Genomic DNA, 25,225 nt, shown 5'->3' on the forward strand with positions numbered 1-25,225 from the left:
TGAAAGAAGGCCGGCTGTAGCAGTCCGGCCTTCTTTGATTTTCACGCAATATTGAGGTTCAAGCGGAGAGCTTGGCCATGATTTCATCTGAGACTTCGAAGTTGGAATAGACGTTCTGGACGTCGTCATCGTCTTCGAGGTTGCCGATCAGGCGCATGAGCGACTCGGCCTTTTCCTCGTCCACCGGAACCGTGTTTTGCGGCTTCCAGATGGTTTTGACCGAATCCGGTTCGCCAAGCGTTGCCTCGAGTGCGGTTGCAACGTCGTTGGTGTCCTCGAAGGCGCAATAGATCACATGGGCGTCTTCTGAGGATTCCACGTCTTCGGCACCGGCCTCGATGGCGGCTTCCATCATGGCGTCGGCGTCGCCTGCTTCCGGCTTGTAGGTTATTTCACCCACGCGGTCGAAGGAGAAGGAGACCGAGCCGGTTTCGCCCAGCGCGCCGCCGGCCTTTGTGAAGATCGTGCGGACGTTGGAGGCCGTGCGGTTGCGGTTGTCGGTCAGCGCTTCGACGATTACGGCAACGCCGCCGGGACCATAGCCTTCGTAACGCACTTCATCATAGTTTTCCGCATCCCCGCCGGCGGCCTTCTTGATGGCACGCTCGATATTGTCTTTCGGCATGGATTGCGACTTGGCGTTCTGTATGGCAAGGCGCAAGCGCGGGTTCATGTCCGGGTCGGGTGTTCCCATCTTTGCGGCCACGGTGATTTCGCGGGCGAGCTTGGAGAACAATTTGGAGCGAACCGCATCCTGACGGCCCTTGCGGTGCATGATGTTTTTGAACTGTGAATGGCCGGCCATGGCTTTCCTGCAATGTCTCGAATTCCGATAAGTGGCGGCGTTATAAGCTTGCTCGTGCATGCGTTCAAGGGGCATTGGGGAATTGTCGCATTCGGCAGGAACCAACTCGTTGGCTGCTCGTTATCTCAATGAAGGAAAACAATCCCGAAAGGAGAAAACAATGGTCAGCCTGACGAAGACACGCGAAAGGCCGGAAGAACAGCTCTGGGACGAACTGGAAAAGGTCCATGCCGGCATGCTTGGCGTGCAGGGTTCACCCCACCCGATGCAGCCCATGGCTCCGCAATGTGACCGGGGTAGCGGCACCATCTGGTTTTTTACCAAGACGGATGTCGACCTTGTGAAAGACATTCAGCCCGGAACGATGGGCACGTTCTGCCTTGTCGGCAAGGATCATGACTATTTCGCCACGATCACCGGCGTGCTTGATGTGCGCCGCGACGAAAAGGTGATTGAAGAACATTGGAGTGCCATGGTGGAAGCCTGGTTCGAAGATGGCAAGGATGATCCGAAACTCACCCTGATCGAGTTTCGTGTGCAGGATGCCGATGTTTGGGCATCGACATCAAACGTCGTGAAGCTTGGCTGGGAAGTCGCCAAGGCCAATCTGAATGAGGACGAAACGCCTGAAGTGGGCGTTCAACGTCACCTCAAGATCGCCTGATCTTTTCTATAGCCCCGGGAGCACGTAAATCGTTGGCTTTCGGGGCAAATTTCTCAGCGAAAACGTAACGGTGCGTGTCGGGCTCGGATGAAGATCAAAATCCGGGCCGAATTTGGCGACAAAATCCTCAATCGTGCCAAAGCGCCTATGCATGGGCAGGACCACCGATGAGCGGAGCTTTTTTACGGTTCGGCTCATGGAGGCGGCTCCCATCGTCAATCCGCCATCAACCGGCACCATGACGATATCGAGCCTACCGATTTCGGTAATATGGCTGTCGGTCAATTCGTGGTGCAAGTGTCCAAGATGGCCGATGCACAGGCCCGCCGCTTCAAAGATAAAGATCGAATTGCCGTTCGCCTCCATGGCCCCGCTGTAGGAGCGGATATCGGTCGGCACGTTGCGAACGAGGGTGTCGCCAACAGCCAGTTGATGGTTTGCAGGGCTGCCATCATCATTCCATCCATGCAGGACATATTGAATGCCGGGATCGGGCGCGAGCGTGTAGTGGCCCGAATGTGCCTTGTTCATGGTCACGACCGTGGGCATGTAGGGCGTGGGATGATGGCCAGAATAGTCGGTCGCGATGCTCACGCCACCCGGTGTTTCGATGAAATAGGTGGAGTGGCCGACATAGGTGAATTTCACCTCGTCTTCTATCGCCGCATATTCCTTCGGTTGAAGATCGAAGCGGACAAAGGATGCCTGGTGAATGCCAGATGCGATCGCATGGCAGATGCTGACCGGCGGTGGAGCGTTCTGCGTATGGGCAACGCCAACAAGAGGACATACAAGAATTGCGAATGCACTGATCAGAGCACGCAGCATGGCCATTTTCCCGCTTCTGATGAATGTCAGGGCATGATGCGGTAGTTGAGGCTCTAGCGCAATGCGATCAACAATATGTGATTGAAAAGGCCGGATAGGCCGGACACGGCGCCCTCAGGTCCAGAAATCCGGCATTGTTTCGGCAAGTCTCGGACCCATACGCAGGGGGGCAATCTTCTCGGCGAGACCTGTCCTGTCTGAGATTTCCACGGCGACGCCGCACAGTGTTGCCGGGCCGTTGGCGACTTCCATGCGGCCTTTGGAGATTTTGGAGATGAAGCGGTTGATCGGTTCTTCCTTGTCCATGCCGAGCGAGGAATCGTAATCACCGCACATGCCTGCATCCGACATGTAAGCCGTTCCGCCGTTCAAAATCTGATGGTCGGCGGTGGGGATGTGGGTGTGGGTGCCGACGACAAGGGAGACGCGGCTGTCGCAGAAATGGCCGAAACACTGTTTTTCACTGGTGGCTTCGGCATGGAAATCGAAGACGATGGCGTCGGCCTGTTCGCCAAGCGGCGAGGCTTCGAGTATGGTTTCCGCGGCCTTGAAGGGATCATCCAGTTCCGGATGCATGAAGACGCGGCCCATGATGTTGGCAACCAGCACACGGGCGCCGTTTCGGGCAATATACATGCCCGACCCCTTGCCGGGCGTGCCGGCGGGATAATTGGCCGGGCGCAGGAAATTGTCGTAGCGTGCACAGAATGAGACGGTGTCCTTCTGGTCCCAGACATGGTTTCCGGTGGTCACCACATCAGCGCCGGCGTCAATCGTATCGAGATGGATCTGTTCGGTTATGCCAAAACCGCCGGCTGCGTTTTCACCGTTCACGATGACGAAGTCGAGTTTGAAATCGGAAATCAGGCCGGGCAGCTTTTCGAAGACAATGTTGCGTCCGGTCTTGCCAACCATGTCGCCCAGAAAAAGCAAGCGCATCCGAATTCCTACTCCTTGAACAGTTGCAATCCACTCTCGGTCAGAATTGCATCCAGATATATGTCGTGCGGTTCTGCGGGCACCTTTTCCACCTTCTGGAGATCAAATGCAATGCCGATGAGCTTCGGCACCTTGCCTTTGGCATGCAGCCGCTCGATTGCGCGATCGTAAAAGCCGCCGCCATAGCCGATACGGGTGCCTTGATCATCGAATGCTGAAAGCGGGACGAGCATGATTTCGGGATCGACGATTGCGGCGTCTGGACCGGGACCCATTGTACCGAAACCCGTCTCAATCAGTGGGGCTTCGCGTTCGAAGGCACGGAAGACAATCGTTTCCTTGTCGAGAACCACCGGCAGGCAGAGCTTCGCACCACGGCTTCGAAGATCGGCCATCAGGGGGCGGATATCAACTTCAGAACGGATCGGCATGAAGCCGGATATGATCGTCCCGGGTTCAAAGGCGATCGCGTCATGGCCCAGATCGGCAATTGTCAGGCTTTTTTCGATGCGCTCTTCGGTGGGGATGGCGTCGCGCGCGGTAAGGCAGGACTTTCGAATTTCAGCTTTTTCGGCTTTCAAACGGTGGCTCCTCACAAATTTCGGCAGACAATAAGCAAATCGGGTGGCGCGGCCAAGCGGTTCCGGTTCTTGTTATGCGGGCTTTGCGGCCACATAATCGGGCAAGAGGAGAATCGGCGATGGCAAAGTCGTATTACACTTTGTTCGAGACGGCTTTGGGCGATTGCGGCATTGCGTGGTCGCAAAACGGTCTGACTGGCGTGCAACTGCCAGACAAGACCAGATCGCTGAGCGAAGCGCGGATGCGCAAGGTCGATGCAGAGCTTTGGGCGGGGCCGTTACCGGATGGTGTTCAAGCGGTTACCGATCAGCTCGTCGCTTATGCTTCGGGCGATGCGGTGGACTTTTCCGACGTTGAACTGGACTTTTCACATCTCGAGACGTTCGAACGTGCCGTCTATCGCGCCTTACGCATGGTCGCCCGTGGCGAAACCGTCACTTATGGCGAACTTGCTGAAAAGGCTGGCTGGCCGACGGGTGCGGCGCAGAGTGTGGGACGGGCGATGGCGCGCAATCCATGGCCTGTCATCGTGCCTTGCCACCGGGTGCTTGCCGCCGGCAACAAGCCGGGAGGGTTTTCCGCGCCAGGTGGGCTGAAGACCAAGGAGAAGCTGCTGGCGATGGAGGGCGTCTATCTCGACGGTGGCGCGCCGCTGTTGCCCGGTCTTTTCGGCTAGAGCGCTTTTTCCAACAAAAAACGCGCCCGGAGGCGCGTTTTCGAAATCTCTTTAATCCCGAATGGATTAGATGAGCTTTGCGATTGCAACAGCCGTATCGGACATACGGTTGGAGAAGCCCCACTCGTTGTCGTACCAGGAGAGAATGGAAACCATCGTGCCGTCCATGACCTTGGTCTGGTCGAGCGCCACGGTGGAGGAATGCGGGTCGTGGTTGAAGTCGATGGAAACGTTCGGGTGGTGCGTGTAGCCCAAAACGTTCTTCAGGCGGCCATCGGCAGCCGCGATCAGCGCATTGTTGACCTCTTCTGCCGTCACGGATTTCGAGGCAATGAACTTGAAGTCGACCAGCGAAACGTTCGGGGTCGGCACGCGAACGGAGATACCGTCGAGCTTGCCCTTCAGTGAGGGTATCACGAGGCCGATTGCCTTGGCAGCGCCTGTCGACGTCGGGATCTGGCTCATGGCAGCAGCGCGTGCGCGGTAAAGGTCCTTGTGCATCGTGTCCAGCGTCGGCTGGTCGCCTGTGTAGGAGTGAATGGTGGTCATCATGCCGCGTTCGATGCCGAATTCGGAATGAAGCACGTCCACAACCGGCGCAAGGCAGTTGGTGGTGCAGGATGCGTTGGAAACGACGAGGTCGTCCTTCGTCAGCGTGTCGTGGTTGACGCCGTAAACAATCGTCTTGTCAGCACCGTCGGAGGGAGCCGAAACGAGAACGCGCTTGGCACCTGCTGCAAGGTGAATGGCTGCCTTGTCGCGAGCGGTGAAAATGCCGGTGCATTCCATCACGATGTCGATGCCGAGATCGCCCCAGGGAAGGTTTGCCGGATCGCGCTCTGCGAAGACCTTGAAGCTTTCCGAGCCAACGGAAATCACGTCGCCGTTCACGGTGACTTCGTGCGGGAAGCGGCCATGGACGGAGTCATAGCGCATCAGGTGGGCGTTTGTTTCAACCGGGCCGAGGTCGTTGACAGCGACGACGTCGATGTCCTTGCGGCCGGATTCATAGATCGCGCGCAATACGTTACGGCCGATGCGGCCAAAACCGTTGATGGCAACTTTTACAGTCATAGTGTTCAGCTCCCGCTTGGGTTTCCAGTATGAATTCATATTTGCATCCAAACCGCGCTCTCATCAAACGGATTTGGGTGATTTCTTATTACCAAACCTGATGGTTTGATCGCATGACGGAGGTCAATCAGGCCAGTTTTGCTTCCGCAGCCGATACAATTGCTTCGGCGGTGATGCCAAAGTGCTTGTAGAGTTCCTTGTAGGGGCCGGATGCACCAAAGCTCGACATGCCGATGAAGATACCGTCATTGCCGATGAAGCGATCCCAGCCCTGGCGAATGCCGGCTTCGATAGCGATCTTGACCGGGCTCTCGCCGATGATGGCAGCCTGGTATTCGGCGGTCTGTTCGTTGAACAGTTCAAAGGAGGGAACCGAGACCACGCGGGTTGCAATGCCCTTGCCTTCGAGCTGACCTGCGGCGTCCATGGCGATTTCGACTTCCGAGCCCGTGGCGAAGATGGTGACCTGTGCATCGGCAGACGAGATCAGTTCGTAAGCGCCGGATGCGCAGAGGTTTTCCTCGCTCATGATGGTGCGGGCCGGAGCCAGATTCTGGCGTGTGAGTGCAATGGCCGAGGGGCGCTTGGGGTTTTCAAGCGCAAGCTGCCAGCATTCCGCCGTTTCCGTTGCATCCGCGGGGCGGAAAACGAGAAGGTTCGGAATGGCGCGCAGTGCGGCCATGTGTTCCACCGGCTGGTGGGTTGGGCCATCTTCACCAAGACCGATCGAGTCATGCGTGAGAACATGGATGACGCGGATGCCCATGAGGGCGGCCAGACGAATGGCCGGGCGGCAATAGTCGGAGAAGATCAGGAAGCCGCCGGAATAGGGGATCAGGCCGCCGTGAAGGGCGATACCATTCATGATGGCAGCCATGCCGTGTTCGCGCACACCGTAGTGCAGGTAACGACCGGAGAAATCGTCCGGTGTGATCGATGCGGTCTGGCTGGTCTTGGTGTTGTTTGAACCGGTCAGGTCGGCAGAACCGCCTAGCGTTTCGGGTACGACGCCATTGATGACTTCGAGCGCATTTTCCGAGGACTTGCGGGTGGCAAGCGTGGGTTTTCTGTCGGCCAGCTCGGACTTGTATTCGGTAATCGCGGAGTCGAGATTGCCCGGAAGTGTGCCGGACATGCGCCGGGTGAACTCGGCCTTCTTGTCGGCGTCGGCTTCAGCAAGGCGGGCTTCCCAGTCGCTGCGCAACTTGTTGGAGCGAAGGCCGGCAAGGCGCCAGGCATCGAGAATGTCGGAGGGGACAACGAATGGCTCGGATTCCCAGTTGAGCGACTTGCGTGCGGCGGCGATTTCCTCAGCACCCAGCGGCGAGCCGTGCACATTGTGCGTGCCCTGCTTGTGGGGTGCGCCAAAACCGATGATGGTCTTGCAGGCGATCATGGTCGGCTTGTCGGACTTCTGCGCCGTTTCGATGGCAGCGGCAATCGCATCCGGATCGTGGCCGTCGATGGCCAGTGTGTTCCAGCCGCAGGCGCGGAAGCGGGCGTGCTGGTCGGTGGAATCTGCAATGGACACAGCACCGTCGATGGAGATGCCGTTGTCGTCCCAGAAAACGATCAGCTTGTTGAGCTTCAAGTGGCCTGCAAGCGAAATGGCTTCCTGGCTGATGCCTTCCATGAGGCAGCCGTCGCCTGCCAGAGCATAGGTGTAATGATCAACGAGGTCTTCGCCAAATTCCTGCGAAAGCTTGCGTTCGGCAATGGCCATGCCGACAGCATTGGTGATGCCCTGGCCCAGCGGTCCGGTGGTGGTTTCGATGCCGCTGATATGGCCATATTCCGGGTGGCCGGCGGTCTTGGAGCCGAGCTGACGGAAATTTGCAATATCGTCAATGGTGAGGTCGTCGTAGCCGGTCAGATAGAGCAGCGAATAAAGCAGCATGGAACCGTGGCCCGCAGACAGCACGAAACGGTCGCGGTCGGCCCAGTCAGGATGCTTGGGGTCGAATTTCAGATAGCGCGTGAAGAGCACTGTTGCGATGTCGGCTGCGCCCATCGGAAGGCCCGGGTGGCCGGACTTGGCCTTCTCAACTGCGTCCATCGAAAGGAAACGGATCGCGTTCGCCATCCGGTTGTGTTTTTCACGAGAGGTCATGAATAAATCCGCTGTTCCGGTTTTTAGTTCTAGGCCTAACTTGAGGCCCTTCGAAAAGTTCGCGGTGACAAATAGCAGGTGCGGTGCGCAAGTCAACAAATCAGGCAGCGTCACAGCTCTCCATTAAAGTTGTTTTCGCCCTATCACGGCCACTGTTGTTGGGGTTAGTGTGGTGGATTGCAGGCTATCCACATAATGATCGCTTGCGGGCGGTTGCGTTCCATTGACGCTGGGCGCAGCGCTTGACTACGTTATGACGGCTCTTTGATAAGCGCCAAAAGCGATTCTGGTATTGTTGGTGAAGGACGCACCCGGCGATGGTTCCTCCGGAAAAGACGGTTAAAACAGCGATTGAAGACTTGCGTAGCGCAGTCGAAGGGCTGGGCCGTGCTTTGGAGGGGCGCATGGAACGGGAGCAGGCGAGCGCCGAAATCAAGCAGGAAGTGCACCGGGCGCACGCTGACCGCGCACGTCTGGCACAGGAGTTGGACGAGTCGCAGTTTCGTGCCAACAGGCTTGAAGAAGTGAACCGCGAGGTTTCGCGGCGCCTGGTCACGGCGATGGAAACAATTCGAGCAGTGCTCGACAGGTAGGGTAGATGGCGCAGGTTACGGTACAGATCGACGGCAAGGCCTACCGCATGGCCTGCGAAGAGGGGCAGGAACAACACCTGACCGACCTTGCCGCGCGGTTTGATCGCTACGTGACACATCTGCGCAGCCAGTTTGGCGAAATCGGCGACACGCGTCTCACCGTAATGGCCGGCATCATGGTGATGGACGAGCTGTCCGAAGCCAGCCGCAAGATGCAGGGGCTGGAGGCGGAAGTGGCTGAATTGCGCGCCAGCCGGGATAATATGTTGGCCACGTCTTCAAAGTCTGATGCGCTTCTGGTGGCAACGCTGGGTGAACTGACAGGGCAGATCAATGAGATTGCCGCCAAGGTCGGTGGGGGGAAGCCGCGCTAACTGCTGCTGCGTTCAATCATCGGCTCCGCAATGGGCCATTGCAGACCGCTCCCATCGCTTCGGTGCAACGCAGAACGGCGGGCATTTCTGCCCGCCGCTGAATTTTCACTTTCCGGCTATGACACCGGCAAGTCTTCTTAGAATTCCTGCCAATCGTCCGTTTTGTGTGCCAGATTACCCTGAACTGAAGGCCGCGCCTTGGCAGGTTGTGCTGCGCGGGGTTCGGACATTGCGCTGGCCGTTTTGCGCAAGGCTGCTGCCTGGTGCCCTGCTGATTGGGCAAGCTGGAACCGAGCGACCAGTTCGCGGAGGTTTTCGGCCTCCTTGGACAGGGAGGCAGCCGCTGCAGTCGATTGTTCGACCATTGCCGCGTTCTGCTGTGTCGTCTGGTCCATCTGGTTGACGGCGATGTTGACCTCGGACAGTCCGGTCGATTGTTCGCGCGAAGAGGTTGCAATCGATTCCATGTGACTGTTGATGCGTGTGATGTAATCCCCAATCGTTTTGAGGGCTTCACCGGTATCGCGCACCAGCTTGACGCCGCCCTCGACTTCCGTGGTCGAGTTCTGGATCAGGCCCTTGATTTCCTTGGCGGCCTGGGCAGAACGCTGTGCAAGTTCACGCACCTCTTGTGCCACAACCGCAAATCCCTTGCCGGCATCACCGGCACGTGCGGCTTCAACACCGGCATTCAATGCCAGAAGGTTGGTCTGGAAGGCAATCTCGTCGATCACCCCAATGATGTTGGATATCTGCTGCGAGCTCGATTCAATGCGCTGCATTGCTTCTTCTGCGTGAGACACCACCTGCACCGACTGTTCGGCACTACGCGTTGCAGCCTGTGCAACGTTGCGTGCTTCGTTGGTCATCTCGTTGGAACTGGAGACGTTGGCGGTAATCTGGTCGAGTGCTGCGGCGGTCTCTTCAAGTGACGCGGCCTGCTGTTCCGTGCGGCGCGACAGATCATGAGCACCAGAGGAAATCTCACGTGCGCCGGAGTCCATATTGCCGACAGCAGCAGCAAGCGAACCGATCGTCTGGTTAAGCTGTTCAACAGTGGCATTGAAGTCGGCGCGCAGGGTCTCGTATTCTGCGGCAAACTGGCTGTCGATGCGACAGGTCAGATCGCCATTTGCCAGACGCCGCATGCTTTCACCCAGCGTGCCGGTAGCATAACGCAGCTGTTCGGTTTCGCGTGCAATCCGCTGCTGTTCTGAATCACGAAGCTTTTCGGTTTCGCTGCGGCTGGCCATTGCTTCCTGCTCAAGCTTCTTGTTGGCGAGCGCGTTCTGACGGAAGACTTCGACGGCGCTTGCCATCGCGCCGATTTCATCTGCGCGACCTTCGAAGGGAATCTTGCTCTGGTCGTCCCCGCCGGCGAGGCCGAGCATGGATGCCGTGATCGACCGAATTGGGTTGATCATCGTTTTCGACAGGAGGAACAGCGAAACGGCGATCAGCGTGATTGTGGTCACGAGGCCGACAAGGATGCTCCAGAATGTGCGGTTCGCTGCCGCTTCGGATGCCGCGGCACGCGCATCGAGCAATGCTGCTTCCTCATCGGAAATCTGTTTTGCGATCACCCGGATGGCGTCCATGTACTGCTTGCCCGCACCACCTATTTCGAGGGCGCGGCCTTCATCCTGGGTCGCGGCATTCGCCATCAGGGCGATTTCCTTGGCTTTGACGTCGTTGGCCCATGTGTCAACCAGTTTGCCAAGTTCCGTGAAGCGCTCTTGTTGAACAGCATTGTCAGACGTCAGGCTCTTGCCGAGATCAAACGCTTTCTGGAACTGTGCTTCGCCTGATTTCAACGGCTCCAGAAACTTCTCATCGCCTGCGAGAAGATAGCCGCGAAGACCCGTTTCCTGGTTGACCATGCCGGCGACCATGTCATCGACAGCACGCAGAACTTGATACGTATGTTCGGTCCAGTGCGTCGCGTCCTGTTGTGCTCTGGAGGACATCAGGCTGATCGCATTTACAACAACGCCTGCAATGAGAATTAAACTGAAGGCGATAACAAGTTTTGTCATCGTCCTAAGATTTGCGAAGTAGTTCACCATACACCTCTATTGTCTGGCATTAGCGATTGACTGTTCACAGACCGAAGTTGGGTGCTGTGGCCTCATCGCAGGCGATGGGAATCATGCAGTGGTGAGGCCTAATCATTATTCGTAAAAAGAATTAAATAGAGATTAAAATATAGAATAGTAAAAGTGTATACAAATGAGGCGAGTTATTTTACTTATACAACTATAATTACTAATATCTTATATTCTAAATTAATTTCTGATTGATTTTTTCTCTTATGTATCTTTAGGTTGCGTTTCCAAACTCCTTTGCCTCGTTCACCCGGCCTCTGAGTCGAGATCAGGTGTTGTCACTACAATCGCCGGCATTTGTTTCCGTGCAGCAGGATTATCTGCACCTGTGCGGCGGCACAAATTTGCCGATGCTGCCCCTAGCGCAGGCTTTAAATGAAAACTATATAACGCGTGCGGTCTGCGCTTCTCGGCAGGATTTCACATCCCCGGGGCCTTACTCGATCCTAAGGGAGCTGTCCCTGCCTCGGCTCGTGGGCTGAGGCATATGGCGCCCACCTACTTATGTAGGTTCCCGGGATCGTAAACATATCCACCGGTCGCCGTGGATCGCACTTACTCCTTCCATCCCTGCAGATGAACCAAAACGGTGTTTCGCGCGTAATGCGAACATGGTGATGATGAGATCATTGTGTTCGGGCTATAAGGCGCTGGTGATCGGCGCGAGTGGAGGTATTGGTGCAGCGGTTGCCGACTGCCTCGAACGCGATTTGCGCTGCGATGAGGTGTTTCACCTTTCCCGCAGGCATTTTGCAGGATTTGACCTGCGTGACCCGGAGTCGGTCGCCGCGGCGGCGTCGCACATTCAATCTCGTGACGCCGAAATCGACCTGATCTTCAATGCGACGGGCGCCTTGATCATTGATGGGCGTGAACCGGAGAAGTCACTCAAGGCAATTGATGCAGATGCCATGGCCGCGCAATTTGCTGTAAATGCGATTGGGCCGGCACTTTTGTTGAAACATTTTCACACTTTCCTGCCGCGCGGTCGACGCTCCATCTTCGCCTCGGTCTCCGCGCGTGTCGGCTCGATCGGCGATAACCGCCTCGGCGGTTGGTATTCATACAGGGCATCAAAGGCGGCGCAGAACCAGATTATTCGAACCGCAGCCGTTGAGATTGCCCGGCTTCGTCCGAAGGCGGTGGTGGCCGCGCTGCATCCGGGGACAGTCAAGACCAGTCTTTCCGACCCCTTTGCAGGTCAGCGTGATCGTTTGACGCCCAGGGATTCTGCCGCGCGCATGCTTACAGTTCTCGATGGACTTGAGAGCCCGCAGTCCGGTGGCTTCTTTGCCTATGATGGCAGCCTCATCGAATGGTAGATGAATGACCGATACGCTCGTTCTGATCCTCGGCGATCAACTCAGCCGCGATATGTCCAGCCTGAAGGCCGCAGATCAGTCGTCGAGCGTGGTTCTGATGTGCGAGGTGCTTGAAGAGGCGACCTATGTCAAGCATCACAAGCAGAAGCTGGTTTTCATCTTCTCCGCCATGCGCCATTTCGCGGCGGAACTGGAGGATGCAGGCTGGAAAGTTGACTATGTCCGTTTGGAGGACAAAGCGAACTCCGGTGCGTTCAGCGGTGAAGTTAAACGCGCATTGAAACGGCACAAGCCGGAAAAGCTGATCGTCACCGAAGCTGGCGAATGGCGGGTTCAGGCGATGATCGATGGCTGGGCTGAGGAACTGGAAGTTGAAATAGAATGCCTTCCGGATAACCGTTTCATCTGTTCCAAGGACGCGTTTGCGCATTGGGCAAGCGGGCGCAAGCAGATGCGCATGGAGTATTTCTATCGTGAAATGCGGCGCAAGACCGGATTGTTGATGGATGGGGACGAGCCCGAAGGCGGGCAGTGGAACTTCGACAAGGAAAACCGCAAGCCTCTCAAAGAGGATTTGTTTCTGCCGACGCGGAAGCGTTTCGCGCCTGATGCACTCACCCAACAGGTCATGGAGCTGGTCGAAGCGCGATTTTCAGACAATTTCGGCACGCTTTCCCAGTTTGGATGGGCGGTCGACCGAAAGGGTGCAGAAGAGGCACTGGACGACTTCATAAACTGTGCCGTTGCCGAGTTCGGCGACTATCAGGACGCGATGGTGGAGGGGCGACCGTTTCTCTACCACAGTCTGATTTCGGCCTATATCAATGTCGGCCTTCTCGATCCGCTGTCTGTCTGCCGCCGTGTCGAAGAGTGTTTCAAAGACGGTAAGGTGCCGATCAACGCGGCAGAAGGGTTTATAAGGCAGATTATAGGCTGGCGCGAATATGTGCGTGGCATCTATTGGCTGAAAATGCCGGACTACGTCGAGGCAAACGCACTTGATGCGAAGCGAGACTTGCCCTGGTTTTACTGGTCAGGTGAGACGGATATGGCCTGCATCCGTGATGCTGTCTGCCAGACTCGAGACTATGCCTATGCGCACCACATTCAACGGCTCATGATCACAGGCACCTTTGCGCTCATCGCCGGTATTGACCCGAAAGCGCTGCATGAATGGTATTTGAGTGTCTATGTCGATGCTTTCGAATGGGTGGAACTGCCCAACACGCTCGGCATGAGCCAATTTGCAGATGGCGGTTTCTTAGGATCCAAACCGTATGCTGCCAGCGGATCCTATATCGACCGAATGTCGAATTACTGTTCGGGCTGCCGTTATGACGTCAAATCGCGAACAGGTGAGGATGCCTGCCCTTTCAATGCGCTTTATTGGGATTTTATGGCGCGCAACCGGCATCATCTCAAATCGAACGGACGCTTGAACCGTGTCTATTCGAACTGGGATCGAATGGGTGACGATCAAAAGCAAGACTTGCGCAAACGAGCGCGCGAATTTCTCGATTCGCTATCATAGGTTCGCCTGGGCTTGAACCGTTCCGGGCCTTATGCCATTTGCATTGCAGCAAAGATGGAGCGGCGCTGACGCGCCCAGTTTGACGGGAAGGCAAACCATGACTTTCAAGACTCTCGATGACCTTAACGATGTCGCAGGAAAACGTGTTCTTGTGCGTGTGGACCTCAATGTACCGGTGCAGGACGGGAAGGTGACGGATGTGACGCGCATTGAGCGCGTGGCCCCAACGATCCTTGAATTGGCCGACAAGGGGGCAAAGGTTATTCTTCTCGCGCATTTCGGTCGCCCCAAAGGTGAAGTCGTACCGTCCATGTCGCTGGAAACCATTGCCCCGACCGTGGAAGCCGTTCTCGACCGCCGCGTGCACTTTGCTTCGGATTGCATCGGTGAGCCTGCCAAGACCGCGATTGCTGCGCTGAACAATGGCGACATCCTGCTTCTTGAAAACACCCGCTTCCACAAGGGTGAAGAAAAGAACCTGCCTGAGTTTACATCTGATCTGGCGGAAAATGGCGACATCTTTGTCAACGATGCCTTTTCCGCTGCTCACCGCGCGCATGCTTCCACCGAAGGGCTTGCGCATTATATACCCGCCTATGCAGGCCGCACGATGCAGGCCGAGCTTGAGGCTTTGGAAAAGGGGCTTGGTAATCCCAAACGTCCGGTTGCGGCGATTGTGGGCGGGGCGAAGGTTTCCACCAAGATCGACCTCCTGCAGAACCTTGTGAAGAAAGTGGATGCGCTGGTAATCGGCGGCGGCATGGCGAATACGTTTTTGGCAGCCAAGGGTCTCGATGTCGGCAAGTCGCTTTGCGAACACGATCTGGCCGATACGGCGCGTACCATCATGGCAGAAGCTGAAAAGGCCGGCTGCGCCATCGTGTTGCCGGTGGACGGTGTCGTTGCCAAGGAATTCAGGGCGAATGCGGAAAATCAGGTCGTATCCGTCGATGCAATCCCTGGCGATGCCATGATCCTCGATGTCGGGCCGAAATCCATCGAGCTCGTCAACGACTGGATCAGCCAGGCATCGACGCTTGTGTGGAACGGCCCGCTTGGCGCGTTTGAAATCGAGCCCTTTGATACAGCTACCGTTTCGGCGGCAAAACATGCGGCAGAGCAGACGGAAGCCGGCAAGCTGGTTTCCGTCGCCGGCGGTGGCGATACGGTTTCGGCGCTCAATCATGCCGGTGTGGCGGACGAGTTTACCTATGTTTCCACGGCGGGCGGCGCGTTTCTCGAGTGGATGGAAGGCAAGCCGCTTCCGGGCGTTGAGGTTCTGAAGCGCGGCGACTGACCGCGCGCTCGCAACAATATCTGAAAGCAAAAGGCAGGCGCCGATATGGCGCCTGCCTTTTTTGTTTCAGTTCTGCTCTTTTACTTTGATGCGATGGAGCGGCCTGCCGAGCCGAGATCCTTCATGGCCTCTTCCACGCGAGCGACCATGCCGAGTTCGCCGGCGCGGAGCCATTTGCGCGGATCGTAGAACTTCTTGTAAGGCGTGCCGTCTTCCGGATCGACCTGGAATTTGAACGCTTTCGGTGTTTCGTCGATCTTGGCTGCAACGGCTTCAGCGAATGCATACTGGATATCGGTATCGAGGTTCATCTTGAAGACGCCGTAGGAAACGGCTTCGGTGATCTGCTCCTTGGCCGAGCCCGAGCCGCCGTGGAAGACCAGGCTGAGCGGCTGATCGCCACCGCCGCGCTCCTTGGAAACGAGCGCCTGGGAGTGTTTGAGGATTTCAGGGCGCAGCTTCACATTGCCCGGCGCGTAAACGCCATGAACGTTGCCGAAGGATGCCGCCACGGTGAAATGGCCGATCTTGGAGAGAACGTCATAAGCGTAGAGCACATCTTCGGGCTGCGTGTAGAGCTTCGGATTGCTGGCGTCGCCTTCCTTGTGCTCGGAGCCGATGCCGTCTTCCTCGCCGCCGGTCACGCCAAGTTCGATTTCCAGGCTCATGCCGAGTGGTGCCATGCGCTTGAGGTATTCGGCGCAGGTGGCGACATTTTCTTCCAGCGGCTCTTCGGAAAGATCGATCATATGGGAGGAGAAGAGCGGACGACCGGTTTCCTTGAACTCGGCTTCGCTGGCCTCAATCAGGCCGTCGACCCAGGGCAGCAGTTTGCGGTTGCAATGGTCGGTGTGCAGCACAACACAGATGCCATATTCTTCAGCCAGAAGATTGACATGCTTGGCAATGGAGACAGCGCCCAGAACACGGGCCTTGGCCGCATCCGCCATGCCCATGCCGGCATAGAACTGCGCACCGCCGTTGGACATTTGAATAATGACGTCGGACTTTGCCTTGGCAGCGGCTTCCAAAACGGCATTCACACTATCTGTGCCTGTGACATTGACTGCGGGCAGCGCATAGCCGCCATCCTTGCACGCTTCAACAAGGCGCGCATAGTCTTCTCCTACAACAACTCCGGGCCGCAACTTTAATCCGCTCACGCTTGATTCCTCCATAAACGTCGACATGGGTCCTGACTGGAATTGCGTATTGCATAGGGTATTCACCCGGCACCGTCTAGGAGTTTCAAGGCGTTTTTTGAGGCGCTTTTGGAATTTAAACGATTAAAATTAAAGGGTTTTTTGTGGATGCCTGCTTTGCGGCGGTCAAAGCCTGCCGTTCGGCAATTTGAGGTACGAACATCAAAAATAGGAGCCGTTCTTGATCCGCATCGCCTTACGGGCGGATGAGAACAATCAGCATGGTAATCACGAATGCGCCGACGCCGATCTTCCAGAAGTCGCGCCTTTTTTTCAGGCCGGGAAGTCCGAGAGGGCGGATCAGGTGCGTAGCGATGGCAAGAACCATGAAAAGCGCGATGAATTTTGCGGTCAACGAAAACTGCTCCTGCCGGCTATGGACGTAATTTCGTCATAATAAGCGGCGAGTGGCCGCGTGGCTGGTGTCGGGCAGGTTGTTGCTTCTGTCAAGGGTTTGATCTAATTCTGCCATTCGCCGAAAACTGTCGGCTTGCGGGGTGCGAAAGGTTGCGCCCCCTATGCAAGTTGGCCATCATATGCGCTGATTTGCGTGAACAATAACTGCTGGAATTTTAAATGCCCCGCAATCTCATACCGATCTTCGCGCTGCTTGCCGGCACGTTGTTTCTCTATTTCGGCAACGGGCTGCAGAGCCTGCTTTTGCCGGTTCGGGGCGCAGCCGAGCATTTTCCGACCTCGGTTCTCGGTTTTCTCGGTACATTCTGGGCGCTCGGCTTTGTGCTTGGCTGCTTTTTCGCGCCTCTGGTCGTGCGGCGTATCGGCCATGTGCGCGCTTTTGCAAGCTTCATTGCGCTGAATGCCATTATTGTTCTGATGACCGGGCTCTATCCCAATGCCATCTGGTGGGTGGCCTTGCGCTCGGTGACCGGATTTGCGACAGCCGGCACCTCCATGATCGTTGAGAGCTGGCTGAACGAGCGGGCGGACAATGAAACGCGCGGCACTGTTTACGCCACCTATATTGCCGTTACCCTGGTCGGTGTGATGGGCGGGCAGATGATGTTACCGCTGGGGGATGTGCTAACACCGGCGCTCTTCATGGTTTGCGGCATATTCTACTGCGTGGCGCTGCTGCCCACGACACTATCGACTGCGGCCTCGCCGCAGCCGCTGCAAAGTGTGCGGCTGGATATCAAAGGGCTGATTGCCAACTCCCCAATCGCTTCGGCCGGTGTTCTTCTCACCGGTATTGCCAACGGTGCCTTCGGCACTCTGGGTGCGGTGTTTGGAACGGAAGCAGGTCTTTCCACGGCGGAGGTTGCCACCCTGATGAGCTTGGCGATCTTTGCGGGTGCGCTTTTCCAGATCCCGACAGGGCGGTTGTCCGACAAGATGGACCGACGTCTGGTGCTGGCGGGACTTTCGGCTATCGCAGCCTTTTCAGGATGGCTCTTGGTGATGTTGCATCCCTCGAGCGTGCTGGTGCTTTTCGTCATCATTTTTATCTATGGCGGAACGGCGAATTCGCTCTATCCAATCGCCGCAGCGCACGCCAACGATCTGGCCGCACCTGAAGACTTTGTGAAGGTTTCGGGCGGGCTTCTGCTTCTCTACGGGATCGGGACGGTGCTTGGCCCGACGGTTGGCGGTACGGTGATGGCAGCCTTCGGCCCCTATGCCCTGTTTGCCATTACCGCCATCGCCCATGTGGTCATAACGGTCTATGCTGTATTCCGCAGCCGCGTCGGTGCAGACGTGACGGCGGAGGACAAGGACGATTATATCGTGATTGGCCCAGCGACTTCGACTACGCCTGAGAAATTCCAGATGAGCCCGCGGGCCAATCCGGAACCTGAAGTGTTTGAATTTGAAGTTTCAGCGGATGAGGGAGTGGAGAAGCATGGCACTGTTTGATGAGGAAAGGCCCAAAAAAACGCTTGCTCATGAAATCGGCTGCGATCTGTCTATGATCTCGGTGGATGAGCTTGTCGCGCGTGTTGCACTTCTAAAGGAGGAGATTGCACGGCTGGAGGCAGACATAAAGGCAAAGTCTGCGAGTAAATCCGCAGCCGAAAGCCTCTTTAAGAAATGAGTTCTCAAGGCGCTCGAAACTGAAACAAATCCGGTTGTTTTTGATGCATGCGGCTGTTTGTTAACCTTCGAGCAACCTTTATAAGATATTACCAGAGCATCCGGATTATTCTGGATTCAGATGGTTTCTCTAGTGGGCAACTTCTGATTTTCTCCCTGTTTTACCTTGAGAGCCGCCTTCGCGGCTCTTTTTTTGTTTCCAATCGGGAACATATCGCCGCTGTGGGTATTAACCCTTTCTTAACAATTGGCTTGCGCAAACGCGCTATCACGATAATCTAAGGGCCATACGGAAGGCGGCATGCGGTTTTCCTTCCAAGTCCAAGAATTAAGTGATGCGTAAACGAGGGCTTTAAAGATGAGCGAACAGGGCGTTAATACGATCAGTTTTGCCGGACACATGGCTTCTTCCAACGGGTTCCAGTCGCTTTATGCGGATGGCATGGCATTGGTTGAGGAGACAGCGGCATATCTTGATGGTCCGGGCCGCGCAGCCTCCAAGCTGCTGCCGCGCAATGTTTCGGTGCTTTATGCGTCTGAATCCATGCGTCTTACCACCCGCCTCATGCAGGTTGCCTCCTGGCTTCTTCTGCAGCGCGCCGTGAACAACGGCGAGATGACGCGCGATCAGGTGGTGAGCGAAAAGAAAAAAGTGCGTCTCGACGCTTATAATATCGACCGCGAAGCACCGGGCTGGGAAGATCTGCCGCTGTCCTTCCGCGACCTGATCGAGCGTTCGCTTCGTCTTCAATCGCGCGTTGCCCTTCTGGATCGCGAAATCTATCGTCCGGCAGAGTCACCTGTTTCGCACGACAACCAGAACAGCGTGCAGGCACAGCTTTCGCTGCTGCACACCGCCTTTGGCGCACACTGAAATTTCAATACCAAATCTATTTGAGAGAGTTCAAAACCCCGGTTTCCCAGCCGGGGTTTTGTTTTTTCAGACCATCAATGTCCGGCCTTCATGCTGAAGAGTGCACGCCAGCCCTGGCGCAGCGAGCGGGCCTTGAAGAGATCGCGCATGATCGCTGCCCATTCGCGGAAGAGCAGGCTTAGCGGATTGTTGGTAGGCTCTCTGCCGACGAGGCCGAATTTCAGCGGTTCGTTCCTTGGAGCCTCGGCAAAGGTGCCGAACACGCGGTCGAAGACGATGAAGACGCCGCCGAAATTCTTGTCCAGGCATGTCTCATTTGATGCGTGATGGACCTGATGATGGCGCGGCGTGTTCAAGATATATTCCAGCGGACCCAGGTTCGGCGCTTTCGCAGGATGGATGAAAAGCTGATAAAACAGGCCGGCAGCAATCATCGTGATGACCACAAGCGGGTGGAAACCGATGAGGATCAGGGGCGAATAGAATATCAGGCCACCTGTAAACTGGCCGCCAATACCAAGTCTGATTGCCGCAGTGAGGTTCATCTTCGTCGGGGAATGATGCACATTATGGGTGGCCCATAAGAGCCTGATCTTGTGCATGGCATAATGGTGCCAGTAATAGCAGAAATCGGTGAGAACAAAGGCAGCCGCCAGCCATGGCAGGCTGTCACTTGGGATATCGAAGAGGCGAAACTGGTAAAGCCAGAACAGCGGCAGGGCGACAGCGCCGGCAGTGAGCAGGCCCAATCCCTTTCGGATGAAAGCGATGGCGAAGCTTGCCAGACTTTCACCCGCGTCGTGGGTCTTCTCGTCGTTGGCGAGACTTGCCAGAAACTCGAGCGCCATTGCGCCGAGGGCAATGGCGGCCCCGAGACCGAAGGCCCGCCCAATTCCGGAGAATGCTTCCAGTAGAATGGTCATGGCTAATCCGCCTTTTGATCCTTCATATAGGGGGTGGCTGCCTGGATGCAGGTTTGTGAGACATCTGCCTTGTGTTCACCGAGGCACATGGCAAGCCGGCCTTCGCCCGGTTCGATCCCGCTGCAAAATTTGTCGATATCTGCTTTGCAGGCAAAGTAGAGCTTCATCATTTCCGTCCGGCTGATCTGCTGAGCGCTGTCTGCGAAGACGGGGGTGGCGAATACAGACGGGATGACGGCGAGCTTCAGTAAAAGACTGTTTTTCATACGGTGTTTTTGCGCAGGCCCTTTGCCTGCGCTCCTCTCGTTCGGTCGGAGACAATCAGCGCGAAATGTTCGCGGAACGGGTCCAGCCGTAATAGGCACCGTTTACCGTTGCGTTGGAGTTGCACACGCCGTTTGCGCACGTAACATTGTGACTGCGGCTTGCCGTGTTGCCATTCGGGCCGGTTGCCGTGGTGGTATGCCCGCATGTGTTGCCGCTGCAACCGCCATAGGTGTTCACTGACGCTGAACGGCCGTTGGTGCCGGTAACCGTGCCGTGCCGTTCCCATGCGCCGGCCTGCAGTGCCGTTGCCATCAGCAGGGGTGCTGAAATCAGGGCGATTTTGAGGGTCTTGGTCATCTCTTTCTCCTTTTGATGAATGCCTGTCCGGGCCTTTCCCTTGAGGCGATGGGAAGAAGATTGCCGGTGATCTGTCACGGATTGATCACCACAAACCGGTATTTCTTGGCGTTTTGTCTTTGCTTTGTAACGGTTTGTAACACCCGCCGTTTCGGGCTTGTCAGAGATGACGCGGGCGTGGATAGAATTGCGGCATGAACGCTGCGCTTGCTCATATTATTGTTGTCGAAGACGATCCGGAACTTGGCGCTCTGGTGCAGGGGCTTCTTGCCAAGGAAGGTTATCAGGTGGGGCTTGCCGAAAGCGGCGCGGCCTTTGACAACCACCTTTCAACTGGACGAGAGCCCGATCTTGTCATTCTTGATGTCATGCTTCCCGGCGAAGACGGTCTTTCCATCTGCCGCCGGTTTCGGCTGCAAAGCTACGTGCCGGTGCTGATGCTGACAGCGAAAAGCGACGAGTTTGATCGTGTCTTGGGTCTCGAGATGGGAGCGGACGATTATCTCGTAAAGCCGTTTGGTCCGCGCGAGCTTGTTGCCCGCGTGCGCGCGCTGATCAGGCGTTCGAAAGACATGACGGCGATGCAAAAACCTTCCAACCGTTTTGTGTTCGACGGGTTTGTGATTGATTTCGACACGCGAATACTGACAGCGCCTTCCGGCGAGGAACTTGCCTTGACCAGCGCCGAGTTCGAATTGATGACCTGTTTCGTCAAGCGCCCGCGTCGGGTTTTAAGCCGCGATATCATTCTCGACTTTGTCCATGGTCGCAATGCCGATCCGTTCGACAGGTCGGTGGATATGCTGGTGTCACGTCTGCGCAAGAAACTGGAAACGGTTGAAGGCGCTGCGGGCATGATCACCACCGTTCGAAACAATGGCTATATCTTCACAGCCAAGGACATCCGGGCGCTATGAAACGGTTGCCAACATATGTGATCTTTCGTTTCATACTCGTGTTCTGGGTTGCCATGCTGGTTCTGTGGCTGCTTTTTCTGTTCAACACCTATCGCAAGGCGCCTTGGCAGAGCGAGATGCTGCCGAGCCCGACGCGTATTGCTGCCATTGTCCATCTGATGGAAACGACGCCGCCTGGCAGCCGGAAAACGCTGGTTGAAGCTTTCAGTTCAGATTTGCTGTTCCTGAAGCTCGAGCCGGGCGACCGGGCGTTGGATCGGTTCGATGATCTGCCGGTCTATTCCCGTTACGAAGTTGCTGATTACAACAAGGTTTTGGGCGGGCGGCATTTCAGCATCTCACAGATAGCTTTAGCCGATGCGCCGTGGCCGGATGCAGGACGGTCAGCGCTCTTGGCGACGCTGGAGTTTCGTATCGCGCTGGACACCGGAGAGACACTCATTCTGGATGCGCGCAGCCCGTTTCTGGCGAATGCCACCGGTTTGCCCGTGGGGTTGTTTGCAGGTCTGCTCGGCAGCTTGATCGGGCTCGTCGTCCTCATTCTCGTCATCCTCGTCAGCCGTCCGCTGCGCGAGATCGCCGAGGCTGTCGAGACGCTTGAGCTGGGGCAGGGCCCGCATAGGCTGCCGAACAAAAGAGTGTTTTCCGTTGAGGTGCGCCGCCTGTGGCGGGCCTACAATGCGCTTCAGGATCGCATCGCCTTGCTGCTCAAGAACCGGATGGAGCTGATCGGCGGCATTTCGCACGATGTGCGGACCTTTGCCAGCCGGTTGCGGCTGAAGGTGGAGGGGATCGACGATCCGGCTGCGCGTGACAGCGCAATTAGCGACATCGAAGATATGATCCGGCTTCTGGACGACGCACTAATGACCTCCAAGGCAGGTGCGGGCGAACTCCAGGAAGAGCTGATTTCGCTGCAGGAACTGGTCGGGAGCGAATGCCGCGCCTTTTCGTGGGTGGGTAAGGCGGTGACGTTCTGTGGATCTGTCGATGATGACCGGCTGTTGGTGCTGGGCGATCGCATGGCGCTGCGGCGGGTCATTGCGAATTTGATCGATAACGCCGTGAAATACGGTGAACGGGCGATTGTCGGTCTTTCAAAGGCGGAGACGTTCGCTCTGTTGACAGTCGACGACAGGGGGCCGGGTATTCCCGACGACCAGAAGGCGGCGATGCTTGAACCCTTTCAACGGTTGGAAACTTCGCGAAGCCGCGAGACAGGCGGTGCCGGGCTTGGACTGAGTATCGTGCGGGCACTTCTGGAGGCCCATGGCGGCGATGTGTCATTGGCCGATGCACCGGAAGGCGGCCTGCGCGTTCTGGTTCGGCTGCCGCTCTTCAGGCCGGATCAATCATGAATGCCAATAGCGAAAACGCAAAAACCGCGCAGGCTTTTTGCACTGCGCGGTTTTCTGAATATTGTTGTACCGGTGACCGTTACGCTTCGGCTTTATCCGTCGCATGTTCGTTGTCGCTCAACCGCGTGCAGTCGAACGCCACATGCTTTAGATGCCAAGGCCGCCGAAGCGCTTGTTGAACTTGGAAACGCGGCCGCCGCGGTCGAGCAGCTGCTGGTTGCCACCCGTCCAAGCCGGATGGGACTTGGGGTCGATTTCCAGGTTCATGGTTTCGCCTTCAGAACCCCAGGTCGAGCGGGTTTCATATTCGGTACCGTCAGTCATGACCACTTTGATCATGTGATAGTCGGGATGAATGTCAGCCTTCATTTTATCACTTCCTGCTTGTTTCTGGGGCCAATTGCCGCTGGGCATTGCGGATGACGGCCCAAACTCGTAAATGAAGCCGCAACCCGGTTTTGGCTACAGCCTTCAAATTCAGTTGGCGTGCCTATACATGAAGGCGCACCGGATCACAAGACCCGCCGGTAGAATTGCGGCAATTGCCGTTGGCGGGGGCATGAAAGGGAATGGTTTGAGCAATCTCGATGACACACAGGCGGCGCGTCGCCGCTCGATCAAGCCGTTGGCCAACCTGTTGCCCTATCTGAAGCACTACAAGAAAATGGTGGCGAGTGCGCTGTTTTTTCTGGTGCTGGCGGCTGGAACGACACTTGTATTGCCGCTTGCCGTGAGGCGGATGATCGACCACGGTTTTAACGCCGACGATGCGGATTTCATCAACAAGTATTTCATCATGCTTGTCGCGATTGCTGTGGTCCTGGCGGTTGCCAGCGCCATGCGTTATTACTTCGTCATCAGCATCGGCGAGCGCATCGTTTCCGATCTACGGCGCGATGTTTATGCGCATATTATCAAGCTTTCGCCGTCTTTTTTCGATGTCAACCAGTCCGGTGAAATTGTCTCGCGGCTGACTGCCGATACGACTCAGGTCAAATCGGTTGTGGGCGCCACGGCCTCGCTGGCCCTGCGCAATACCATTCTTTGCATTGGTGCCATCGGCATGATGGTCGTTACCAGCCCGAAGCTTTCGGGATTGGTGCTGATTGCAATCCCCTTCATTGTGTTTCCGCTCGTTGCGTTCGGCCGCAAGGTGCGCTCGCGCTCGCGCAATGCGCAGGACACTTTGGCAGATGCATCCGCCTATGCCAACGAATCGATCGGGGCCGTGCGCACCGTGCAGGCCTTCAATGGCGCAGACGTTGCCAGCGACCGCTACGGTAATGCTGTGGAAGGTGCGTTTTCGGCAGCACAATCGGCGATCAGGTCCCGCTCGCTGCTCACTGGAATTGCAATCACCATGATTTTCGGCAGTGTGGCCGGCATTCTGTGGGTGGGGGCGCATTCGGTTCTTGAAGGGACGATGTCGGCGGGGACCCTCAGCCAGTTTCTGATCTATTCGGTGGTTGCCGCCGGCAGCCTCGGGTCGCTTTCCGAAGTCTGGGGTGAAATTGCGCAAGCCTCCGGGGCGGCAGAACGCCTCGGTGAATTGCTGCAGGAGGTTCCCCAAATCAGGGCACCGGAAAATCCAGTTGCGCTGCCGGTGCCGCCGCGCGGCGAGGTCTCGTTCGACAAGGTGCATTTTGCCTATCCCGTCAGCCCCGAACGCTCTGCGCTGAACGGATTGAGCTTCTCGGTCAAACCGGGCGAGACGGTTGCCATCGTTGGACCTTCAGGTGCGGGCAAGAGCACCCTGTTTTCTCTGATCATGCGTTTTTATGATGCGCGCTCCGGCAAGGTCTGTCTTGACGGCGTGGCCGTGAAGGATGCCGATCCGAAGGCGCTGCGGCAGCGGCTATCCATTGTGCCGCAGGATGTGACGATCTTTGCATCCACCATTCACGACAACATTGCCTATGGGCGGCCGGGCGCGAGCCGCGACGAGGTGATTGCAGCGGCGAAGTCTGCGCAGGCGCATGAATTCATCGAACGGTTGGAAAACGGGTATGATACGGTGGCTGGCGAACGGGGTGTTACGCTCTCCGGCGGACAACGTCAGCGGATTGCCATTGCCCGCGCGATTTTGAAGGACGCGCCCATTCTGCTGCTTGACGAGGCAACCTCTGCGCTCGATGCGGCCAGCGAAAAGCTCGTGCAGCAGGCGCTTGACGGACTGATGAAAGACCGCACCACACTGGTCATCGCGCACCGCCTGGCGACTGTGCTGAAGGCAGACCGGATTCTCGTGATGGACGATGGGCGCATCATCGAAGAGGGCAATCACGAGAGCCTTGTGGCGAAGGGTGGTGTTTATGCGAAGCTCGCGGCACTGCAGTTCGACCAAGGCGAGCCAGTATTGCAGGCGGCAAAATAGT

General features: G+C 56.7%; 26 protein-coding genes and 1 other RNA gene. 14 read left to right on the forward strand and 13 right to left on the reverse strand.

Annotated elements, in window-relative coordinates; all coding sequences use genetic code 11:
• Positions 1-58: 58 nt before the first annotated feature.
• Positions 59-805 (reverse strand): YebC/PmpR family DNA-binding transcriptional regulator, encoded by a 747-nt coding sequence (locus NHF56_RS02460; RefSeq protein ID WP_252801260.1) that lies wholly within the window; start codon positions 803-805, stop codon positions 59-61.
• A 160-nt stretch (positions 806-965) separates the two neighbouring features.
• Here NHF56_RS02460 and NHF56_RS02465 point away from each other — a divergent pair, with 160 nt between their 5' ends.
• Positions 966-1,469, forward strand: coding sequence for a pyridoxamine 5'-phosphate oxidase family protein (locus NHF56_RS02465; RefSeq protein ID WP_252801262.1), 504 nt, complete (start codon positions 966-968; stop codon positions 1,467-1,469).
• Between the two features lie 6 nt (positions 1,470-1,475).
• On the opposite strand, the gene NHF56_RS02470 is transcribed toward NHF56_RS02465, so the two are convergent.
• From NHF56_RS02470 to NHF56_RS02480, 3 genes are all read right to left on the reverse strand, one after another.
• The gene (locus NHF56_RS02470) at positions 1,476-2,297 is read right to left on the reverse strand and encodes an MBL fold metallo-hydrolase (RefSeq protein WP_252801264.1); all 822 of its coding nucleotides are present in this window, start codon (positions 2,295-2,297) and stop codon (positions 1,476-1,478) included.
• Between the two features lie 114 nt (positions 2,298-2,411).
• Positions 2,412-3,236 carry a TIGR00282 family metallophosphoesterase gene (locus tag NHF56_RS02475; protein ID WP_252801267.1) on the reverse strand — a complete coding sequence of 275 codons (825 nt, stop codon included), beginning with the start codon at positions 3,234-3,236 and terminating at the stop codon, positions 2,412-2,414.
• An 8-nt stretch (positions 3,237-3,244) separates the two neighbouring features.
• Positions 3,245-3,817, reverse strand: a complete 573-nt coding sequence (locus NHF56_RS02480; RefSeq protein WP_252801269.1) for a 5-formyltetrahydrofolate cyclo-ligase — start codon at positions 3,815-3,817, stop codon at positions 3,245-3,247.
• 119 nt (positions 3,818-3,936) lie between these two features.
• Here NHF56_RS02480 and NHF56_RS02485 point away from each other — a divergent pair, with 119 nt between their 5' ends.
• Complete coding sequence (locus tag NHF56_RS02485) at positions 3,937-4,494, forward strand: methylated-DNA--[protein]-cysteine S-methyltransferase (protein WP_252801272.1); 558 nt, start codon at positions 3,937-3,939, stop codon at positions 4,492-4,494.
• Positions 4,495-4,560: 66 nt separating this feature from the next.
• Here the strand turns inward: NHF56_RS02485 and gap are convergent, their stop codons facing one another.
• Together gap and tkt are read right to left on the reverse strand one after the other, a co-directional pair.
• Complete coding sequence (gap, locus tag NHF56_RS02490) at positions 4,561-5,568, reverse strand: type I glyceraldehyde-3-phosphate dehydrogenase (protein ID WP_252801274.1); 1,008 nt, start codon at positions 5,566-5,568, stop codon at positions 4,561-4,563.
• Between the two features lie 127 nt (positions 5,569-5,695).
• Positions 5,696-7,792: a transketolase gene (gene tkt / locus NHF56_RS02495; RefSeq protein WP_373456240.1), complete on the reverse strand. Its 2,097-nt coding sequence runs from the start codon at positions 7,790-7,792 to the stop codon at positions 5,696-5,698.
• Positions 7,793-7,995: 203 nt separating this feature from the next.
• On the opposite strand from tkt, the gene NHF56_RS02500 reads away from it, so the two are divergent.
• Together NHF56_RS02500 and NHF56_RS02505 are read left to right on the forward strand one after the other, a co-directional pair.
• A complete protein-coding gene (locus tag NHF56_RS02500; RefSeq protein WP_252801277.1) occupies positions 7,996-8,271 on the forward strand; it encodes a DUF4164 domain-containing protein in 276 nt (91 codons plus the stop codon).
• A gap of 5 nt (positions 8,272-8,276) precedes the next feature.
• Complete coding sequence (locus NHF56_RS02505) at positions 8,277-8,645, forward strand: cell division protein ZapA (RefSeq protein WP_252801279.1); 369 nt, start codon at positions 8,277-8,279, stop codon at positions 8,643-8,645.
• Positions 8,646-8,782: 137 nt separating this feature from the next.
• On the opposite strand, the gene NHF56_RS02510 is transcribed toward NHF56_RS02505, so the two are convergent.
• A complete protein-coding gene (locus NHF56_RS02510; protein WP_252801281.1) occupies positions 8,783-10,681 on the reverse strand; it encodes a methyl-accepting chemotaxis protein in 1,899 nt (632 codons plus the stop codon).
• 463 nt (positions 10,682-11,144) lie between these two features.
• Here NHF56_RS02510 and ssrS point away from each other — a divergent pair.
• The 4 genes from ssrS to pgk all read left to right on the forward strand — a co-directional run bounded on the left by ssrS (position 11,145) and on the right by pgk (position 14,900).
• Positions 11,145-11,305: non-coding RNA, 6S RNA (gene ssrS, locus NHF56_RS02515), on the forward strand.
• A 62-nt stretch (positions 11,306-11,367) separates the two neighbouring features.
• Entirely contained in the window at positions 11,368-12,072 is a 705-nt protein-coding gene (locus tag NHF56_RS02520) for an SDR family NAD(P)-dependent oxidoreductase (RefSeq protein WP_252801284.1), read from the forward strand.
• A 4-nt stretch (positions 12,073-12,076) separates the two neighbouring features.
• On the forward strand, positions 12,077-13,603 hold the full coding sequence (locus NHF56_RS02525) for a cryptochrome/photolyase family protein (RefSeq protein ID WP_252801286.1): 1,527 nt from the start codon (positions 12,077-12,079) through the stop codon (positions 13,601-13,603).
• A 97-nt stretch (positions 13,604-13,700) separates the two neighbouring features.
• Positions 13,701-14,900: a phosphoglycerate kinase gene (gene pgk, locus NHF56_RS02530; RefSeq protein ID WP_252801288.1), complete on the forward strand. Its 1,200-nt coding sequence runs from the start codon at positions 13,701-13,703 to the stop codon at positions 14,898-14,900.
• A gap of 80 nt (positions 14,901-14,980) precedes the next feature.
• Here the strand turns inward: pgk and fbaA are convergent, their stop codons facing one another.
• A complete protein-coding gene (fbaA, locus tag NHF56_RS02535) occupies positions 14,981-16,063 on the reverse strand; it encodes a class II fructose-bisphosphate aldolase (protein WP_252801290.1) in 1,083 nt (360 codons plus the stop codon).
• A gap of 235 nt (positions 16,064-16,298) precedes the next feature.
• A complete protein-coding gene (locus tag NHF56_RS02540; protein ID WP_252805003.1) occupies positions 16,299-16,457 on the reverse strand; it encodes a hypothetical protein in 159 nt (52 codons plus the stop codon).
• Positions 16,458-16,678: 221 nt separating this feature from the next.
• Between NHF56_RS02540 and NHF56_RS02545 the strand changes: the two genes are divergently transcribed.
• From NHF56_RS02545 to NHF56_RS02555, 3 genes are all read left to right on the forward strand, one after another.
• Complete coding sequence (locus NHF56_RS02545; RefSeq protein ID WP_252801292.1) at positions 16,679-17,977, forward strand: MFS transporter; 1,299 nt, start codon at positions 16,679-16,681, stop codon at positions 17,975-17,977.
• Positions 17,964-18,155: a DUF1192 domain-containing protein gene (locus NHF56_RS02550; RefSeq protein WP_252801294.1), complete on the forward strand. Its 192-nt coding sequence runs from the start codon at positions 17,964-17,966 to the stop codon at positions 18,153-18,155. The genes NHF56_RS02545 and NHF56_RS02550 overlap by 14 nt, the downstream gene beginning before the upstream one ends.
• A 357-nt stretch (positions 18,156-18,512) precedes the next feature.
• Positions 18,513-19,028 (forward strand): DUF1465 family protein, encoded by a 516-nt coding sequence (locus NHF56_RS02555; protein WP_252801296.1) that lies wholly within the window; start codon positions 18,513-18,515, stop codon positions 19,026-19,028.
• A 74-nt stretch (positions 19,029-19,102) separates the two neighbouring features.
• Here the strand turns inward: NHF56_RS02555 and NHF56_RS02560 are convergent, their stop codons facing one another.
• Genes NHF56_RS02560 through NHF56_RS02570 form a run of 3 tightly spaced genes read right to left on the reverse strand, consistent with a single transcriptional unit; the run spans position 19,103 to position 20,575 of the window.
• A complete protein-coding gene (locus NHF56_RS02560) occupies positions 19,103-19,951 on the reverse strand; it encodes a sterol desaturase family protein (protein WP_252801298.1) in 849 nt (282 codons plus the stop codon).
• A gap of 2 nt (positions 19,952-19,953) precedes the next feature.
• A complete protein-coding gene (locus NHF56_RS02565) occupies positions 19,954-20,217 on the reverse strand; it encodes a cysteine rich repeat-containing protein (protein ID WP_252801300.1) in 264 nt (87 codons plus the stop codon).
• 55 nt (positions 20,218-20,272) lie between these two features.
• The gene (locus NHF56_RS02570) at positions 20,273-20,575 is read right to left on the reverse strand and encodes a hypothetical protein (protein WP_252801301.1); all 303 of its coding nucleotides are present in this window, start codon (positions 20,573-20,575) and stop codon (positions 20,273-20,275) included.
• Positions 20,576-20,769: 194 nt separating this feature from the next.
• On the opposite strand from NHF56_RS02570, the gene NHF56_RS02575 reads away from it, so the two are divergent.
• Together NHF56_RS02575 and NHF56_RS02580 are read left to right on the forward strand one after the other, a co-directional pair.
• On the forward strand, positions 20,770-21,492 hold the full coding sequence (locus tag NHF56_RS02575; protein WP_252801302.1) for a response regulator: 723 nt from the start codon (positions 20,770-20,772) through the stop codon (positions 21,490-21,492).
• Positions 21,489-22,850, forward strand: a complete 1,362-nt coding sequence (locus tag NHF56_RS02580) for a cell wall metabolism sensor histidine kinase WalK (protein ID WP_252801303.1) — start codon at positions 21,489-21,491, stop codon at positions 22,848-22,850. The genes NHF56_RS02575 and NHF56_RS02580 overlap by 4 nt, the downstream gene beginning before the upstream one ends.
• 147 nt (positions 22,851-22,997) lie before the next feature.
• Here the strand turns inward: NHF56_RS02580 and rpmE are convergent, their stop codons facing one another.
• Positions 22,998-23,219, reverse strand: coding sequence for a 50S ribosomal protein L31 (gene rpmE / locus NHF56_RS02585; RefSeq protein WP_252801304.1), 222 nt, complete (start codon positions 23,217-23,219; stop codon positions 22,998-23,000).
• A gap of 190 nt (positions 23,220-23,409) precedes the next feature.
• On the opposite strand from rpmE, the gene NHF56_RS02590 reads away from it, so the two are divergent.
• Positions 23,410-25,224: an ABC transporter transmembrane domain-containing protein gene (locus NHF56_RS02590; RefSeq protein ID WP_252801305.1), complete on the forward strand. Its 1,815-nt coding sequence runs from the start codon at positions 23,410-23,412 to the stop codon at positions 25,222-25,224.
• Position 25,225 lies beyond the last annotated feature (1 nt).

Origin of the sequence: Rhizobium sp. L1K21 (assembly GCF_024055895.1) — a bacterium.
Lineage (GTDB): Bacteria > Pseudomonadota > Alphaproteobacteria > Rhizobiales > Rhizobiaceae > Ensifer_A.

What these genes read in the sequence shown, in the direction of transcription:
- NHF56_RS02525 (WP_252801286.1), top strand. Translation starts at nt 12,077, where the DNA reads ATGACCGATACGCTCGTTCTGATCCTCGGCGATCAACTCAGCCGCGAT.
- gap (WP_252801274.1), bottom strand. Translation starts at nt 5,568, where the DNA reads ATGACTGTAAAAGTTGCCATCAACGGTTTTGGCCGCATCGGCCGTAAC.
- NHF56_RS02560 (WP_252801298.1), bottom strand. Translation starts at nt 19,951, where the DNA reads ATGACCATTCTACTGGAAGCATTCTCCGGAATTGGGCGGGCCTTCGGT.
- NHF56_RS02510 (WP_252801281.1), bottom strand. Translation starts at nt 10,681, where the DNA reads ATGACAAAACTTGTTATCGCCTTCAGTTTAATTCTCATTGCAGGCGTT.
- NHF56_RS02485 (WP_252801272.1), top strand. Translation starts at nt 3,937, where the DNA reads ATGGCAAAGTCGTATTACACTTTGTTCGAGACGGCTTTGGGCGATTGC.
- NHF56_RS02545 (WP_252801292.1), top strand. Translation starts at nt 16,679, where the DNA reads ATGCCCCGCAATCTCATACCGATCTTCGCGCTGCTTGCCGGCACGTTG.
- NHF56_RS02505 (WP_252801279.1), top strand. Translation starts at nt 8,277, where the DNA reads ATGGCGCAGGTTACGGTACAGATCGACGGCAAGGCCTACCGCATGGCC.
- NHF56_RS02590 (WP_252801305.1), top strand. Translation starts at nt 23,410, where the DNA reads ATGAAAGGGAATGGTTTGAGCAATCTCGATGACACACAGGCGGCGCGT.
- NHF56_RS02465 (WP_252801262.1), top strand. Translation starts at nt 966, where the DNA reads ATGGTCAGCCTGACGAAGACACGCGAAAGGCCGGAAGAACAGCTCTGG.
- NHF56_RS02475 (WP_252801267.1), bottom strand. Translation starts at nt 3,236, where the DNA reads ATGCGCTTGCTTTTTCTGGGCGACATGGTTGGCAAGACCGGACGCAAC.
- rpmE (WP_252801304.1), bottom strand. Translation starts at nt 23,219, where the DNA reads ATGAAGGCTGACATTCATCCCGACTATCACATGATCAAAGTGGTCATG.
- NHF56_RS02470 (WP_252801264.1), bottom strand. Translation starts at nt 2,297, where the DNA reads ATGCTGCGTGCTCTGATCAGTGCATTCGCAATTCTTGTATGTCCTCTT.
- pgk (WP_252801288.1), top strand. Translation starts at nt 13,701, where the DNA reads ATGACTTTCAAGACTCTCGATGACCTTAACGATGTCGCAGGAAAACGT.
- NHF56_RS02575 (WP_252801302.1), top strand. Translation starts at nt 20,770, where the DNA reads ATGAACGCTGCGCTTGCTCATATTATTGTTGTCGAAGACGATCCGGAA.
- NHF56_RS02500 (WP_252801277.1), top strand. Translation starts at nt 7,996, where the DNA reads ATGGTTCCTCCGGAAAAGACGGTTAAAACAGCGATTGAAGACTTGCGT.
- NHF56_RS02520 (WP_252801284.1), top strand. Translation starts at nt 11,368, where the DNA reads ATGATGAGATCATTGTGTTCGGGCTATAAGGCGCTGGTGATCGGCGCG.
- NHF56_RS02570 (WP_252801301.1), bottom strand. Translation starts at nt 20,575, where the DNA reads ATGACCAAGACCCTCAAAATCGCCCTGATTTCAGCACCCCTGCTGATG.
- NHF56_RS02460 (WP_252801260.1), bottom strand. Translation starts at nt 805, where the DNA reads ATGGCCGGCCATTCACAGTTCAAAAACATCATGCACCGCAAGGGCCGT.
- NHF56_RS02555 (WP_252801296.1), top strand. Translation starts at nt 18,513, where the DNA reads ATGAGCGAACAGGGCGTTAATACGATCAGTTTTGCCGGACACATGGCT.
- NHF56_RS02565 (WP_252801300.1), bottom strand. Translation starts at nt 20,217, where the DNA reads ATGAAAAACAGTCTTTTACTGAAGCTCGCCGTCATCCCGTCTGTATTC.
- NHF56_RS02550 (WP_252801294.1), top strand. Translation starts at nt 17,964, where the DNA reads ATGGCACTGTTTGATGAGGAAAGGCCCAAAAAAACGCTTGCTCATGAA.
- NHF56_RS02580 (WP_252801303.1), top strand. Translation starts at nt 21,489, where the DNA reads ATGAAACGGTTGCCAACATATGTGATCTTTCGTTTCATACTCGTGTTC.